This window comes from Streptomyces sp. NBC_00414 (assembly GCF_036038375.1).
Lineage (GTDB): Bacteria > Actinomycetota > Actinomycetes > Streptomycetales > Streptomycetaceae > Streptomyces.
Map to the genome: position 1 here is coordinate 9,876,134 of NZ_CP107935.1, position 13,733 is coordinate 9,889,866.

Below are 13,733 nucleotides of genomic sequence, written 5' to 3' on the forward strand. Positions count from 1 at the left end.
GCGGCGGCCCGGCGGCCGCCGTCCCTCGCGCGCGGTCAGGGGGCCCAGGGCGCCTCGACGGCCCAGGTGGTGTCCTCGGTGAAGGAGGCGGGGTTGTCCCAGGCGTGGGAGCCGCCCGGGGTGGCCAGCCACAACTCGGCGTTGTAGTGCCGCAGATACTGCTCGGGGAAGTTCGACGCGGACAACCGGACGCCGCCGCCCGCGCCGCGCACGGCACAGAAAGTGGCGTCGGCCTGGAACACGGCCCCGCTGCCCGACTCCTTGTAGACACGGAAGTCGCGGTGACGCAGGTACTGGCCGGGGTAGTTGCGTGACTCGAAGGAGTAGCAGGCGCTGTTCGAGAGGCCCGGCACGATCTTCCAGGTGGCGTCGTTCTTGAGCAGAGCGGCGCTGTTCGCGTCGACCACGTCGGTGTAGGCGGCCCCGTCCCGGTGCCGCAGATAGCGGTTCGTGTAGCCGGGGGTGGTCACCCGCAGGGACCTGTACTGGTTCGAGGGCAGCACGACGGGAGTGCTGGGAGCCCGCGAGGCGTCGATGAGGGCGCGGTTGGCGGCCTGGACGCGGGCCGCGTCCACCTTGACGACCTGCCGGTCGTAGGTGAGGAGGCCGTTCGCCTCGTTCTCCACGTCGGTGATCTCCGTGTAGACGGACGCCGAGAGCCCGGCGGGCATCCGCACCTCGCGCAGGGCGTCGAGGAGTCCCACGAAGCGGTTGTTGAGATGGGCCTGGTCCGCCTGGTCCTCGTAACTGAAGCCGCCGCCCGGATACCACTCGTGACCGGCGACCCTGAATCCCAGGCCGCCGTACTCACCGAGGACCGCGGCCCGGGTGGCACTGGGCACGGTCGTGCCGGGGCCGACGTAGACATGATGGTCGAGGACGTCACCGTTGCCGCCGTCGACCGCGCCGCAGCAGTTGATGCCGCTCATGTTGTTCACCAGCCGCGAGGGGTCGTACGCCTTCACATGGTCGGCGATGCGGGCCTGGTCGTACTGCCCCCATCCCTCGTTCTGGTCGACCCACATCACCAGGGACGGCGAGCTGCGGTGCTGGTCGATGATGCGGTCGTACTCCGCCTCCCACTGTGTGCGGGCGGCGCTGTCGGGGGTGCGGGTGTCCATGGAGGGCATGTCCTGCCAGACCAGCAGCCCCAGCCTGTCCGCCCAGTAGAACCAGCGCTGCGGCTCGACCTTGATGTGCTTGCGCACCATGTTGAAGCCGAGGTCCTTGTGCTTCTGCAGGTCGTACTTGAGGGCGTCGTCGGTCGGCGCGGTGTAGATGCCGTCGGGCCAGTAGCCCTGGTCGAGGGTGCCGGTCTGGAAGACGAACTTCCCGTTGAGGACGGGACGCAGGACGCCGTCGACCCGGGCGATGCCCACGGAACGCATTCCGGCGTAACTGCCCACGGAGTCGACGGTGGTGGAGCCGGAGACCAGGTCCGCCTTCACGTCGTACAGGAACGGGTCCTCGGGCGTCCACAGGTGAGGGTTCGGGACCGGCACGGTGATCGTGCTGCCGACCGCGCCGGTCGCGCTGCCCACCGTGGTCGAGCCGGAGGTCACGGTCACCCTGGCGCTCTGCCCGGAGACGCCGTCGCCGCGGACGGTGACCTTCAGGGTGTTGTTCGTGAGGTCGGGCACCATGTCGAGGCGGGTGATGCGCGCCGGGGCCGTCGGCTCCAGCCACACCGTCTGCCAGATACCGGAGGCGGCGGTGTAGAAGATGCCGCCGCCCGGATGCGGGGCCACGTCATTGATGCGCTGCTTGCCGACCGCCCCGATACCCGTCTGGCTGGGGTCCCAGACGGACACGACGATGGTGTTGGTGCCACCGTTGAGCAGGCCGGTGATGTCGTACGAGAAGGAGTCGTAGCCGCCGCTGTGCGTGCCGCCGGCCTGGCTGCCGTTGACCCAGACCGTCGTACGCCAGTCGCTGGCACCGAAGTTGAGCTGGACGCGGCGGCCGTTCCAGCCCGCCGGGACGGTGAAGGTGCGCTTGTACCAGAGCTTGTCGTTCTGGGTGATCTTGCGCTGGATCCCGGAGAGCGCCGACTCGGCGACGAACGGCACCCGGATCTGCTCGGAGAACGAGGCGGGCTGGCCCGCGTCCGCCGTGGTGACCGCGAAGTCCCAGATGCCGTTCAGATTGGCCCAGTCGGGACGGGTGAGCTGGGGGCGCGGATACTCCGGCAGCGGATTGTCGACCGATACCTGGTTCGTCCAGGGAGTGGTCATGGGGGAGGGCTTGGGCGTCCAGGCGGCCGCTGCCGACGGTGCGGCCTGCACGCTGCCCGTCGCGGTCAGCGCGGCCGTGCAGACCAGCGCGAGGGTGGCGAGCACGGTGGTGATCCGCCTCGCCCGCTGTCTCAGCCAGGCTGCCCCGGGGCGCGGGGCCGGAGTGGTGCTGCGCATCGTGACTCCTTGGGTGTCGTGGGGCAAGGACGTGCACGTACGGAGAGAAAGAGAGGCGGCTCGTCGTATTGGCCTGGACGACGTTCGCCTGTACAACGTTGGAAAGAGCGGTAGTTGGCATGACAGCACGACACCGAAGGTCTGTACAGGTGCATGACAAGAACAGTTGGAAGGGTGGCCGCGGTGCCGGCCCCTGGATCGTCCTCACCCAGGGGCCGCACGCCCGCCGCGGTCAGTACGGGCGGTCCCCGGCGATGGCGACGCGCTCAGCCACGCGGCGGTGCGAGCCGTAGTCGTTCACCGCGTAGTGCTGCGTGGCGCGGTTGTCCCAGAAGGCGATGTCTCCCGCCTGCCAGCGGAAGCGCACCTGGTACTCCGGGACATGCGCCTGCTGTATGAGGTGCCGCAGCAGCTGGTCGCTCTCCTCGCGTGCCAGGCCGGTGATGCGGGTCGTGAAGGAGGTGTTGACGAACAGCAGCGGCCTGCCCGTCTCCGGATGTGTGCGTACGACCGGGTGTTCCACGGGCGGGAAGGCGTCCTGGAACGGGGCGAGCCGCTCGGGGCCGTAGAAGCGGGCGAAGCCGGGGATGAAGTCGTGCACGGCGGTGGCGCCCGCGATGCGGTCCTTCACCTCCCGCGAGAGGTTGTCGTACGCGGCGGCCATGTCCGCCCACATCGTGTCCCCGCCGAAGGGCGGGACCTCGCGCAGCTGGAGCACGGCGCCGAGCGCGGGCCGTTCACGGAAGGTGACGTCCGCGTGCCACACGTTCTCGAAGGTCGGCGTGGCTCCGGCGCTCTTGTCGAAGCGCACCACGTCGGCGCTGGCGCCGCGGGCGAGCAGGGGATTGGTCTCCAGCTCTCCCCAGTTGCGGGCGAAGCCGCTCTGCTGCTCGGACGTGAGGTGCTGGGCACGGAAGAAGAGCACCTTCCACTCCAGCAGCGCCCGGTTCAGCTCCTCGCGCAGAGCGGGATCCAGAGGGCGTGACAGGTCGAGGCCTCTGATCTCGGCCCCGATCGTGCGTCCCTGCGGGACGAGCTCGAAGCGGTCGTAGGGGCGCGTCGGCCATCCCTCGGGCAGCCGCCGCAGCTCACGGACCCCCTCGTAGATCCCGCCCGCGGGCACACGGGCTTCACGCAGCGTCGGCACGCCGGTCTCCGGAACGGTCACCGTCATGACATTCCTCCTCGTTCGCATGGCTCGATGGCCTGCCGGCAGTCGGCAACAGGCCCGAGATGTGTGTTTCAGGGCGCCGCGAACGCGTGAGTGCGGTGGAGGGAAGGGGCGAATCAGTCGCGACCCGGCCAGAGGACGGGGGAGACGAGAAGAATGTCCGGATTCCCTCGGTCATCGAGGAGATGACCAGCACGAACGGACTGCGGCGCGGCGAGCGTCGAGGCTCGGCGGCAACCGGCTAGCGGCCTGAGCGCTCGCACCCGGTCCGATTCGGGACGCGCGGAAGCCCCGTCATCGTGTCGCAACAGTGCCAGGTCATGCTGATCATTGTGGGAGGCACCCCCTTCGGTGTCAACGTGCCGCCTGCGTGGGCCGCGGCTGAGGACGGCCCACCGGTCCCCGACCGCCGGTCCCCGCCCGGCTCAGGCGCAGTCAGGGCTTTGCGTGTCCTCCCGCAGCTGTGCCTCCAGTGCGGACAGCGCCTCGCTCGCACCGGCGGCGCGCGGTGAGCCGATGGCGTCGTACAGGGCGAGCGCGTCCTGCCAGTGGTCACGGGCCGTCGTCAGGTCCGCCTGGTCCTGGTGGATGCGGGCCAAGCCGATGTGGGCGCGGGCCTGCTCCTCCTTCTCCTCGATCTCCATGGCCAGGGCGAGGGCGGCGCGATGCGCTTCCGCGGCTTCGTCCGGCCGGCCCGAGCCGTGCAGGGCCTCGCCGAGACCGTTGAGGCTGCCGGTCTCGCCGTAGCGCTCCCCGGTCCGTCGGAACAGGTCGAGCGCCGCCCGTTGATGGGTGGCCGCCTGCCGGTGGTGGCCCAGCCGGTTGTGCGCGTCGCCGAGGTTGCTGAGGGCGTGCGCCTCGCCCCCGCGGTGGCCGAGCCGCCGGAACAGGGCGAGGGCCTGCTCGAAGTGCTCGGCCGCCGTGGCGTGCTGGTCGAGCCGGGACAGCACGATGCCGAGATTGCCCAGGGCGCTCGCCTCGCCGAAGGCGTGCCCGAGGGAACGGAAGAGGGCGAGTGCCTGCCGGTGCTGTTCCGCGGAGGTCTCGTAGTCGTCGAGCAACTCGTGCACGATGCCCAGGTTGTTGAGCGTGTCGGCCTCGCCGCCTACGTCCCCGGCCTTCCGGAAGAGGACGGCGGCTTCGTCGTGCCGCTCGGCGGCCTCGCGGTACTGGCCCCGCAGTTCGTGCAGGACACCGAGGTTGGTGAGATTGCGGGCCTCGGCCACCGGCATCCCGATCCGCCGGCAGAGGGCCAGTGACTCCGTGTGGTGCCGGACCGCTTCGTCGTACTGCGCCAGCCGACGGTGGGTCGTGCCGAGGCAGGTGCGTACCTCGGCCTCGCCCCGCAGGTCGCCGGCCGCCCGTGCGGCACGCAGGGCGTTGCCGTGGATGACCAGCGCGTCGGTGAAGAGCCCGCGGCTGTCGAAATGCCGGTGCAGGGTGGTGGACAGGCGGACGGCGTGTTCGGCCCTGCCGCGCCCGGCCTCGCTCGCGGTGACGGCCGTGAGCACGGCGTGCTCGGCCGCCAGCCACTCCTTGGCGTGAGCGGCGTCGGGGAACGGCGGAAGCTCGGTCTCGGGGGCCGGGATCCGCGGCCGCAGGTGGCTCTCGGCCGGGAACAGCACGTCCATGCCGGCGCAGGACGCCGCGAGATAGTGGATCAGGAGACGGTCGAGCGCGGCCTCGCGGTCGGCCGGCCCGTCGTGCCGCTCGGCCTGCCAGGCCGCGTACACCCGCAGCAGGTCGTGCATGCCGTAGCGGCCGGGCCGGGTCTGCTCGATCAGGTGACTGCCGGCGAGCAGGTCGAGTGTCTGCCGGGTGTCGGCCACGGAGCGCCCGCACAGGGCGGCTGCCGCGTACGCGTCCACATCGGGCCCCGGGTGCAGCCCGAGGAGCCGGAAGGTGGCGGCGGCCTCGGCGGGCAGGCGGTCGTAGGACCAGGAGAAGACGGCGCGCACGGCGGCTCGGGGATCGTCGTCCGCGTCCAGCATCTCCAACCGCCCCCGCCGGTCGTCCAGTTCGGCGGTGAGGGCGCTCAAGGGGGACGCGGGCCGGGAGAGCGCCAGTTCCGCGGCGATGCGCAGGGCGAGGGGCAGTCGTCCGCACTGTTCGGCGAGGGTGGCCGCGGCCTGTGGCTCGGATGCGGCCCGGGGGCCGATGAGCCTGCTCAGCAGTCGTACTGCGTCCTTGAGCGGGAGGACGTCGAGCACGAGTCGGTGCGCGCCGTGCAGGGACACCAGGGAGCTGAGTACGTCCCTGCTCGTCACCACGGTTCTGCACAGGGTCGCGCCGGGCAGCAGCGGGCGTATCTGCTCGCTGGACGAGGCGTTGTCGAGCACGACGAGCATGCGGCGCTCGCTCAGCTCGGTGCGGTAGCGGGCGGACCGGTCGTCCACCCGCAGGGGGATCTCGGGGCCGGGGACGCCGAGGGCCACGAGGAAGCCGGTGAGGACGTCGGCCGCGGGCACCGGTTCGTCCGTGTCGTAGCCGCGAAGGTCCGCGTAGAGCTGGCCGTCCGGGAACCGCTCGCGCATGCGGTGGGACCAGTGGACGGCCAGAGCCGTCTTGCCGACTCCGGCGGTGCCGGAGACGGCGGACACCACGACCGTGCTGGTGGCGTCGGGCTCGTCCCCGGCGGCGAGCAAGTGACTCGTGAGTTCTTCCAGTTGTTCCTCACGGCCGGTGAACGCCCGTACGTCGGTGGGCAGTTGTGCGGGCCGGGAGGGCGCGTTGCGTGGGCCGCCCGAAGCGGGGCCGGACTCCGTGCCGGTGGCGGACAGCGGGCGGTCGCGCAGGGCCTCCTCGTAGGCGGTACGCAGCTCCACCCCGGGCTCGGAGCCCAGTTCGTCGATCAGCTGACGGCGGACCTCGGCGTAGTGGTCGAGGGCCTCCGCGGTCCGGCCGGCCTGGGTCAGGGATCTGACGAGCAGGGCGGCGAGGGGTTCCGCCAGGGGGTACTCCTCCGACAGGACACGCAGCCGGCCGATCGCCTGGGCGGTGTGTCCCGCCGCGGACTCGGCCCTGGCCCACTGGAGGGCGGCTTCGAGCCGTTCGTTCAGCCAGGCGGCACGTGTCCGCTCGGCCCAGGCACCCGGCAGGTCGGCCAGGGGAGAGCCCCGCCACAGGTCCAGGGCGTCCCGCAGGAGCCGGGCGCACTCGGCGTCACCCGGACGCAGACCACGTGCCCGGGCCACCAGCGCACGGAAACGCAGCAGGTCGATGCTGTCGTCCGCCGCCCTCAACAGGTAGCCGCCCGACACCCGGACCAGTTGCAGCGGCGGGTGTCCCAGCGTCTCGTCCTCGCCTCGCGCCGCCTCGTCCAACACCCGTCGGATCCGGCTCACATGGGAGTACAGCGTCGAACGGGCGGCGTCGGGAGGGTCCTCGTCCCAGACCCGGTCCACCAGAGCGTCCACGGTCATCAGCCGGCCCGCGTTGGCCGCCAACGCCGCCAGCACCATGCGCTGCCTGGGCTGTCCCAGCTCGATGTGACGTCCATCGGCCCACAGTTCCAACGAGCCCAGTAATCGAAGATCCACGTCCCCACCCACGATCGGCCGTTCTGCTTTCACGAACCCCCCCCGATCATGTCCAGGATTCCACACATGAGAGGTCCGCGGTGCCGTGACGGTGATGGTTCCGCAACGCCCGGTGATCCTGACCCGGTCCGGGGACGACGAGCAGGTCCGACCGGCGACCGGGCCGGGGTGGCGGGGCCCGACAAGGTTTTCGCAAGGTTCCTCTTGCAGTCTTTGGCCAGCCAGTCGGCCGGCTCGGCGGGTTGACCCCCCTTCGCGCCGGACCGGTCGACTGGATCGGCTGCGGGTTCCGGCACGGAACCCGCTGATGGGCTTCGCCCGTCGCCGCTGTCAACGGGGGTCAGCGGCGGCGGAGCGGAGCGCGACCGGACCGTACGGTCGCCGCCGTTCCCGGGTCGCTCACGGGGTCACGGGACGCGTACCCAGTCGAGGGTGCGTTCCACGGCCTTCTTCCACCCGGCGTAGCCTTCCGCCCGCTGGTCGTCGGACCACTGCGGCTCCCAGCGCCTCGACTCCTGCCAGTGGGTGCGCAGTTCGTCGGTGTCCCGCCAGAATCCGGTGGCCAGCCCGGCCGCGTAGGCGGCGCCGAGCGCGGTCGTCTCGGCGACGACGGGACGGCTCACGGGTACGCCGAGGATGTCGGCCTGGATCTGCATGCAGAGGTCGTTGGCGGTGACCCCGCCGTCGACCTTGAGCACGTCCAGGTGGACCCCGGAGTCCCGTTCCATGGCCTCCACGACGTCACGGCTCTGGTAGCAGATGGCTTCCAACGTCGCCCGCGCCAGGTGCGCGTTGTCGTTGTAGCGGGCGAGACCGACGATCGCTCCGCGGGCGTCGGAGCGCCAGTAGGGCGCGAACAGACCGGAGAAGGCGGGGACGAAGTACATGCCGCCGTTGTCCTCGACGGTACGGGCGAGATCCTCGCTCTCGGCGGCAGTCTTGATGATCTTCATCTGGTCGCGCAGCCACTGCACCGCGGAGCCGGTCACCGCGATGGAGCCTTCGAGCGCGTAGACCACCGGGTCGTCGCCGAACTTGTACGCCACGGTGGTGAGCAGTCCGTGCTCGGAGCGGACGAGTTCCGTACCGGTGTTGAGCACCAGGAAGTTGCCTGTGCCGTAGGTGTTCTTGGCCTCGCCGGGCGCGTAGCAGACCTGTCCGACGGTCGCCGCCTGCTGGTCGCCGAGCACGCCCCCGATGGGAATGGCGGCGCGCAGTGGCCGGGAGGCACGGGTGACGCCGTACGCCTCCGGGTGGGACGAGGGTTTGATGGCCGGCAGCATGGCCCGCGGGATGCCGAAGAAGCCCAGCAGTTCGTCGTCCCAGTCGAGGGTCTCCAGATCCATCAGCATCGTGCGGCTGGCGTTGGTCACGTCGGTGGCGTGGATGCCGCCGTCGGGGCCGCCGGTGAGGTTCCACAGGACCCACGCGTCCGTGTTGCCGAACAGGGCGTGGCCCTGCTCCGCCGCCTCGCGCACACCGTCGACGTTCTCCAGGATCCACTGGATCTTGCCGCCGGAGAAGTAGGTGGCCGGCGGCAGTCCGGCCTTGCGGCGGATGACGTCTCCCTGCCCCGAGCGTTCCAGGGCGGCGGCGATCGCGTCGGTACGGGTGTCCTGCCACACGATGGCGTTGTAGTAGGGGCGGCCGTTGCGCGGATCCCAGACCACCGTGGTCTCGCGCTGGTTGGTGATGCCGATCGCGGCCAGGTCGGTCGCCGTGAGGCCGCCGTACCGGAGGGCGTTCTGGATCACCGAGTTGGTGCGTTCCCAGATCTCCACCGGGTCGTGCTCCACCCAGCCCGACCGCGGCAGGATCTGAGCGTGCTCCAGCTGGTGCTTCGCCACCTCGTTGCCGCCGTGGTCGAAGATCATGAATCGGGTGCTGGTGGTTCCCTGATCCACCGCGCCGATGAAGTCCGCCATGGGTTTTCGCCTCTCCGGCCGTAGTGGTCAGTCCTTGGAAGCCGGGACACGTCCCGGCGGTTCGGGTTCCGCGGACGGCAGGAAGCGGCCGATGAGCATCTTGTACAGCCCCGCGCCGAGCAGGCCGCCGATCAGCGGGCCGATGATCGGCACCCAGAAGTACAGGTTTCCGTACTGATCTCGCCACGCTCCGCCGTAGCCGGTGAAGAAGCTGGCCAGCCGCGGTCCGAAGTCACGGGCGGGGTTGATGGCGTACCCCGCGTTCGTTCCCCATGCCATGCCGATCGCGACCACGACCAGGCCGATGATGAACGGTCCCAGGTTCGCGCCCGGAGGTGTGTTCAGCATGTCCGTGATGGCCATGATCAGCAGGAGCAGGATGGCGGTGCCGATGACCTGGTCGCGGAACGCGCCCCACTCGTGGACCGGCAGGGCGGGGTTGCCGTTGGCCGGGAGGGTGGAGAACACGCCCTGCGTCTTGATGGTGTGTCCGGGGTCGGCCTTCGCCAGTGCCTCGCTGTAGTTCCAGCGGACGAGAAGCGCGGCCACGAAGGCGCCGGCCGTCTGGGCCAGCGCGTAGGGGGCCACCTTGCGCCACGGGAACCCCTTGAACGCGGCGAGTGCCACGGTCACCGCGGGGTTGAGGTGGGCGCCGCTCAGCCTCGCCGCCACGTAGACGCCCAGGGTGACACCGAGACCCCACGCCCAGGCGATGCTGTCGTGGTCACCCAGACCGCCCGCCGGATCCGTGAGAGCGCCACCCGCGGACACCTGGGCCACCACACCGCAGCCGAAGAGAATCAGGATCAGAGTGCCCGCGAACTCGGCGGACAACTCACCGACCAGACCGGACCGTATGCGCAGCTCAGCCATCGAAGCTCACCCTCCGCCGGCTGTACCGGCCGTCGACCGCCCCGAGCGATATCAGTCAGGCTAAGACGGTTTGCGGAAGAGTGCATATCAGGACATACGTGTGCTGGGGGCCGGGTCGTCGGGCAGGGGCGGGGTGTCGGTCTGCCGGGCTGGATCCGCGCGTGGGAAATCGATCACTACGTCATGCTCGGGCTGCCCGCCCGAGGACGCGGCTGAGCCACCGGGTCCGGGCGTGGCGGGCCTCGCGGGTGAGGGCGGCGGCCGGGGCGACCGAGTCGAAGCCGTGGTAGGCCGGGCCAGACGTGCAGCTCGGCGTCACCGCCGGCGCGCCAGATCCGGTGGGCGTAGTCGACGTTCTCGTCGCGGAAGGTCTCCGCCGAGCCGACGTCGATGTAGGTCGGCGGAAGTCCGCTCAGGTCGGTGGCGCGGCCCGGGGCGGCACAGGGCGGCAGGTCGGGTTCGCCGTACCGGTCGCCCAGGTAGGCCTGCCAGGCGACGGCGGCCGAGGATCTGTCCCACAGGCCTGCGTCGGCCATCTGGTGGGCGGAGGGGGTGTCGAGACGGTCGTCGAGCATCGGGCACTGCAGGAGCTGCCCGGCAGGTGCCGGGCCGTCACCGCGGTCCCGGTTGAGCAGGGTCAGGGCCGCGGCGAGCCCGCCGCCGGCGCTCTTGCCCCCGATGATCAGGCGCTCGCCGTCGATGCCGAGTCCGTCCGCATGGCCGACGGTCCACAGAAGTCCCGCGTGACAGTCCTCCAGCGGTCCCGGGTAGGGCGTCTCCGGTGCCAGCCGGTACTCCACCGACACGACGGCCAGGCCGAGTGGGGCGGACCAGTCGCGGAGGATCTTCGGCAGTACGGACCAGGCGTTGCCCATGATCATCCCGCCGCCGTGCATGTAGTACAGCACCGGCAGCGGCCCGGTGGCGTCGGCGGGCCGCGCGTGCACCAGCGTGACGTCCGGGCGCCCCTCCGCGCCGGGCACCCGCAGTTCCTCGACGGCGAAGCGGCCGTCGGCCCGCAGCTCGACAGCGGTGGGCCGGGGCCTGCTCGCGGCGTCTCGTTCCCGCTGGGCGGCGAGCTTCCCCGGAGTGAGCCGCTGCCTGGACAGGTCCCCCAGAGCGGCCAGGGCGGCGGCCAGCTCGGCATCGAGGGGAACGCCGGGCATCGATGTCGCAGAGATCATGGGTCCAGCAAACCAGGAACCGAGCCGCTCGTGGCCGCATCACCCCACCGGACCCGACGACCGTCGATCCGCTCTCGACCCTCCTGGTTGAACATGTTCAAAAATCAGGGTTACGCTGATGCCGAACGAAGCCGAGGGGGATTCGATGAAGGTAGTGCTGCCCGGGGGAACCGGACAGGTGGGCGGGATTCTCGACCGTGCGCTGACGGTGGCCGGCCACGAGGTCACGGTGGTGACCCGGCATCCCTTGCGGGCACACGACGTCGGCTGGGACGGGGCCACCCTCGGGAACTGGGCCGAGGCGATCGACGGCTGCGACGTCGTGATCAACCTGGCCGGACGCAGCGTCTCCTGCCGGTACACCGAGGAGAATCTGCGGGCCATGATGGACTCCCGGGTGGACTCGGCGCGGGTGGTCGGTCGAGCGATCGCCGCCGCCGCGCGGCCACCGCGCGTCTGGTTGCAGATGAGTACGGCGACGGTCTACGCCCACCGCTTCGATGCGGCGCACGACGAGGCGACCGGGCTGCTCGGCGGCTCGGAGGCCGGGGTGCCGGACTACTGGGCGTACAGCGTGAGGATCGCGGAGAACTGGGAGCGGGCGCAGGCCGAGGCGCCGACTCCCGCGACCCGCAAGGTGGCGCTGCGCTCGGCGATGGTCATGAGCCCGGACCGGGGCGGTGTGTTCGACGTACTGTCGCGCCTCGTGCGGCTCGGGCTGGGCGGTCCCGTGGCGGGCGGCGGGCAGTACGTCTCCTGGATCCATGACGAGGATTTCGTGCGAGCGGTGGAGTTCCTGATCGCCCGGGACGACATCGAGGGGCCGGTGAACCTCTCCTCTCCCGAACCCCTGCCGCACCGTGACTTCATGCGGGCGCTGCGCACCGCGTGGGGCGTCCCCGTGGGGCTGCCGGCGACCCGCTGGATGGCCGAACTGGGGGCGTTCGCACTGCGCTCGGACACCGAGCTGCTGCTCAAGAGCCGCCGGGTGGTACCGGGCCGGCTGAGCGCCGCCGGGTTCGCCTTCGCACACCCCGAGTGGGCGAGCGCCGCCAGGTCCCTCGTCGGGCGGGCCGACCGTCGCGGACGTACGCGCCTAGACGCCCGCCAGTTGTCGGGGAGGTGACCCATGCGAAAAGCCTCCGCGGCGGTCTGCCCGGCGCACGCAACGCGGTGATGGTCCTGCCCGCCCTGGTCAGCGGCAATGTCCAGCCGTCCGTGGCACGTTGGGCCGCCGAGGATGCCCAGATGCCCGGCACGTCCCTGATCGCGCGACCGGTCGCGGTGCAGACGTCGGCTCCGGGGACCACCCGGGTCGCCCTGTACTCGGGCGGAGTCGTGTGGGGCGGAATGTTCCCGCGTCACGACCTGGAGAGGCGGTGCTGCACCACCCCTGACATACGGACCGCGGACTCACGACATTCGCGTACGTGACGTACGGACCGCGGCCTCGTGGCGATTCGTACGGCTGACGTACGGACCGCGGTCTCGCGACCATTCGTACGGCTGACGTTCGGACGGCGGCCTCACGACGATTCGCGTACGACGAGTTCGGTGGGAAGCACGACGTGCTGACGCGGCTCCTCGGGGTCGCCGATCTCCTCCAGGAGGAGGCGGGCGATCGTCTCGCCGATCTCCTCGACGGGCTGACGCACGCTGGTGAGGGGCGGGTTGGTGTGCCGGGCGATGATGGAGTCGTCGAACCCGACCACCGCCACGTCGTCGGGGACACCGCGCCGCTGCCTGCGCAACTCCACGAGCGCTCCCGCTGCCATGACGTCCGAGGCCACGAACACGGCGTCGAGCGAGGGGACTCGTTCAAGGAGTGAACGCATCGCGGCCTCACCGCCCTCCTCGGTGAAGTCGCCGGAGGCCACCAGCCGGTCCGTGGCTTCGTGGCCCGCCTTCTCCAGGGCCTCGCGCCATCCCTGGAGCCGGCTGCGTGCCACGTCCATGTCGAGGGGCCCGCTGATCGTGGCGATGGTCCGCCGCCCCCGTGCGAGCAGGTGCTCGACGGCCGCCGCGGCTCCGCCCGCGTTGTCCGAGTGCACATGGGTGAGGGACTCGGCGGGGGAGCGGCGCCCGGCGAGGACGGTGGGCAGCCCCATGTCCTCCAGCCGGCCCGGCAGCGGGTCGTGTTCGTGCACCGAGACCAGCAGGACCCCGTCGACACGGCGTTCCGCCACCGACTCGGTGAGCTGGTCCCGCTCGGCCTGGTCGCGTACGAGAACCAGTTGGAGCTGTGTGCGGGTCGTCGCGAGGGCGGTGCTCACCCCGCGGATGACCGCCGAGAAGTACGGCTCGGAGCCCAGTCTGCTCTCGGACTCGGGAATCACCAGGGCCACGGAGTTCGTCCGGCTCGTCACCAGGCCCCTGGCGACCGAGTTCGGTACGTAGTTCAGCTCGGCGATGGCGGCGAGAACGGCCGCCCGGGCCTTCTCGCTGACGAGTTCCGAGCCGTTGATGACTCGTGAAACCGTCGTGCGTCCGACACCGGCGCGCGCGGCCACCGTCTTGATGGTCGGGCGCTGTCTGCCCCGCATGTCGCCTCCTCGCCCGGGCGGTGTCCCCACGGCTGTCACCTGCGCATTGTGCCAGACCCGAGGAGAGCGTCCGAAGGGTCCGGGCAC

The 13,733-nt window shown here is 70.9% G+C and carries 9 protein-coding genes; 2 read left to right on the forward strand and 7 right to left on the reverse strand.

What is annotated here, in order from left to right; genetic code table 11:
• Positions 1-35: 35 nt before the first annotated feature.
• The 6 genes from OHS59_RS42280 to OHS59_RS42305 all read right to left on the reverse strand — a co-directional run bounded on the left by OHS59_RS42280 (position 36) and on the right by OHS59_RS42305 (position 11,103).
• Complete coding sequence (locus OHS59_RS42280; protein WP_328498640.1) at positions 36-2,411, reverse strand: AbfB domain-containing protein; 2,376 nt, start codon at positions 2,409-2,411, stop codon at positions 36-38.
• A gap of 232 nt (positions 2,412-2,643) precedes the next feature.
• Positions 2,644-3,585 (reverse strand): TauD/TfdA dioxygenase family protein, encoded by a 942-nt coding sequence (locus tag OHS59_RS42285; protein ID WP_328498641.1) that lies wholly within the window; start codon positions 3,583-3,585, stop codon positions 2,644-2,646.
• A 422-nt stretch (positions 3,586-4,007) separates the two neighbouring features.
• Positions 4,008-7,154 (reverse strand): AfsR/SARP family transcriptional regulator, encoded by a 3,147-nt coding sequence (locus OHS59_RS42290; RefSeq protein WP_328498642.1) that lies wholly within the window; start codon positions 7,152-7,154, stop codon positions 4,008-4,010.
• A 374-nt stretch (positions 7,155-7,528) separates the two neighbouring features.
• Positions 7,529-9,046 carry a glycerol kinase GlpK gene (gene glpK, locus OHS59_RS42295; protein ID WP_328498643.1) on the reverse strand — a complete coding sequence of 506 codons (1,518 nt, stop codon included), beginning with the start codon at positions 9,044-9,046 and terminating at the stop codon, positions 7,529-7,531.
• A gap of 27 nt (positions 9,047-9,073) precedes the next feature.
• Entirely contained in the window at positions 9,074-9,919 is an 846-nt protein-coding gene (locus OHS59_RS42300) for an MIP/aquaporin family protein (RefSeq protein WP_328498644.1), read from the reverse strand.
• 176 nt (positions 9,920-10,095) lie between these two features.
• Positions 10,096-11,103: an alpha/beta hydrolase gene (locus OHS59_RS42305; protein WP_443061593.1), complete on the reverse strand. Its 1,008-nt coding sequence runs from the start codon at positions 11,101-11,103 to the stop codon at positions 10,096-10,098.
• Positions 11,104-11,248: 145 nt separating this feature from the next.
• Here OHS59_RS42305 and OHS59_RS42310 point away from each other — a divergent pair, with 145 nt between their 5' ends.
• Both OHS59_RS42310 and OHS59_RS42315 read left to right on the forward strand, forming a co-directional pair.
• Entirely contained in the window at positions 11,249-12,229 is a 981-nt protein-coding gene (locus OHS59_RS42310) for a TIGR01777 family oxidoreductase (protein WP_328498645.1), read from the forward strand.
• On the forward strand, positions 12,226-12,537 hold the full coding sequence (locus OHS59_RS42315; protein WP_328498646.1) for a hypothetical protein: 312 nt from the start codon (positions 12,226-12,228) through the stop codon (positions 12,535-12,537). Before OHS59_RS42310 ends, OHS59_RS42315 begins: the two co-directional genes overlap by 4 nt.
• Positions 12,538-12,629: 92 nt before the next feature.
• Here the strand turns inward: OHS59_RS42315 and OHS59_RS42320 are convergent, their stop codons facing one another.
• Entirely contained in the window at positions 12,630-13,646 is a 1,017-nt protein-coding gene (locus OHS59_RS42320) for a LacI family DNA-binding transcriptional regulator (RefSeq protein WP_328498647.1), read from the reverse strand.
• Between the last annotated feature and the right edge of the window lie 87 nt (positions 13,647-13,733).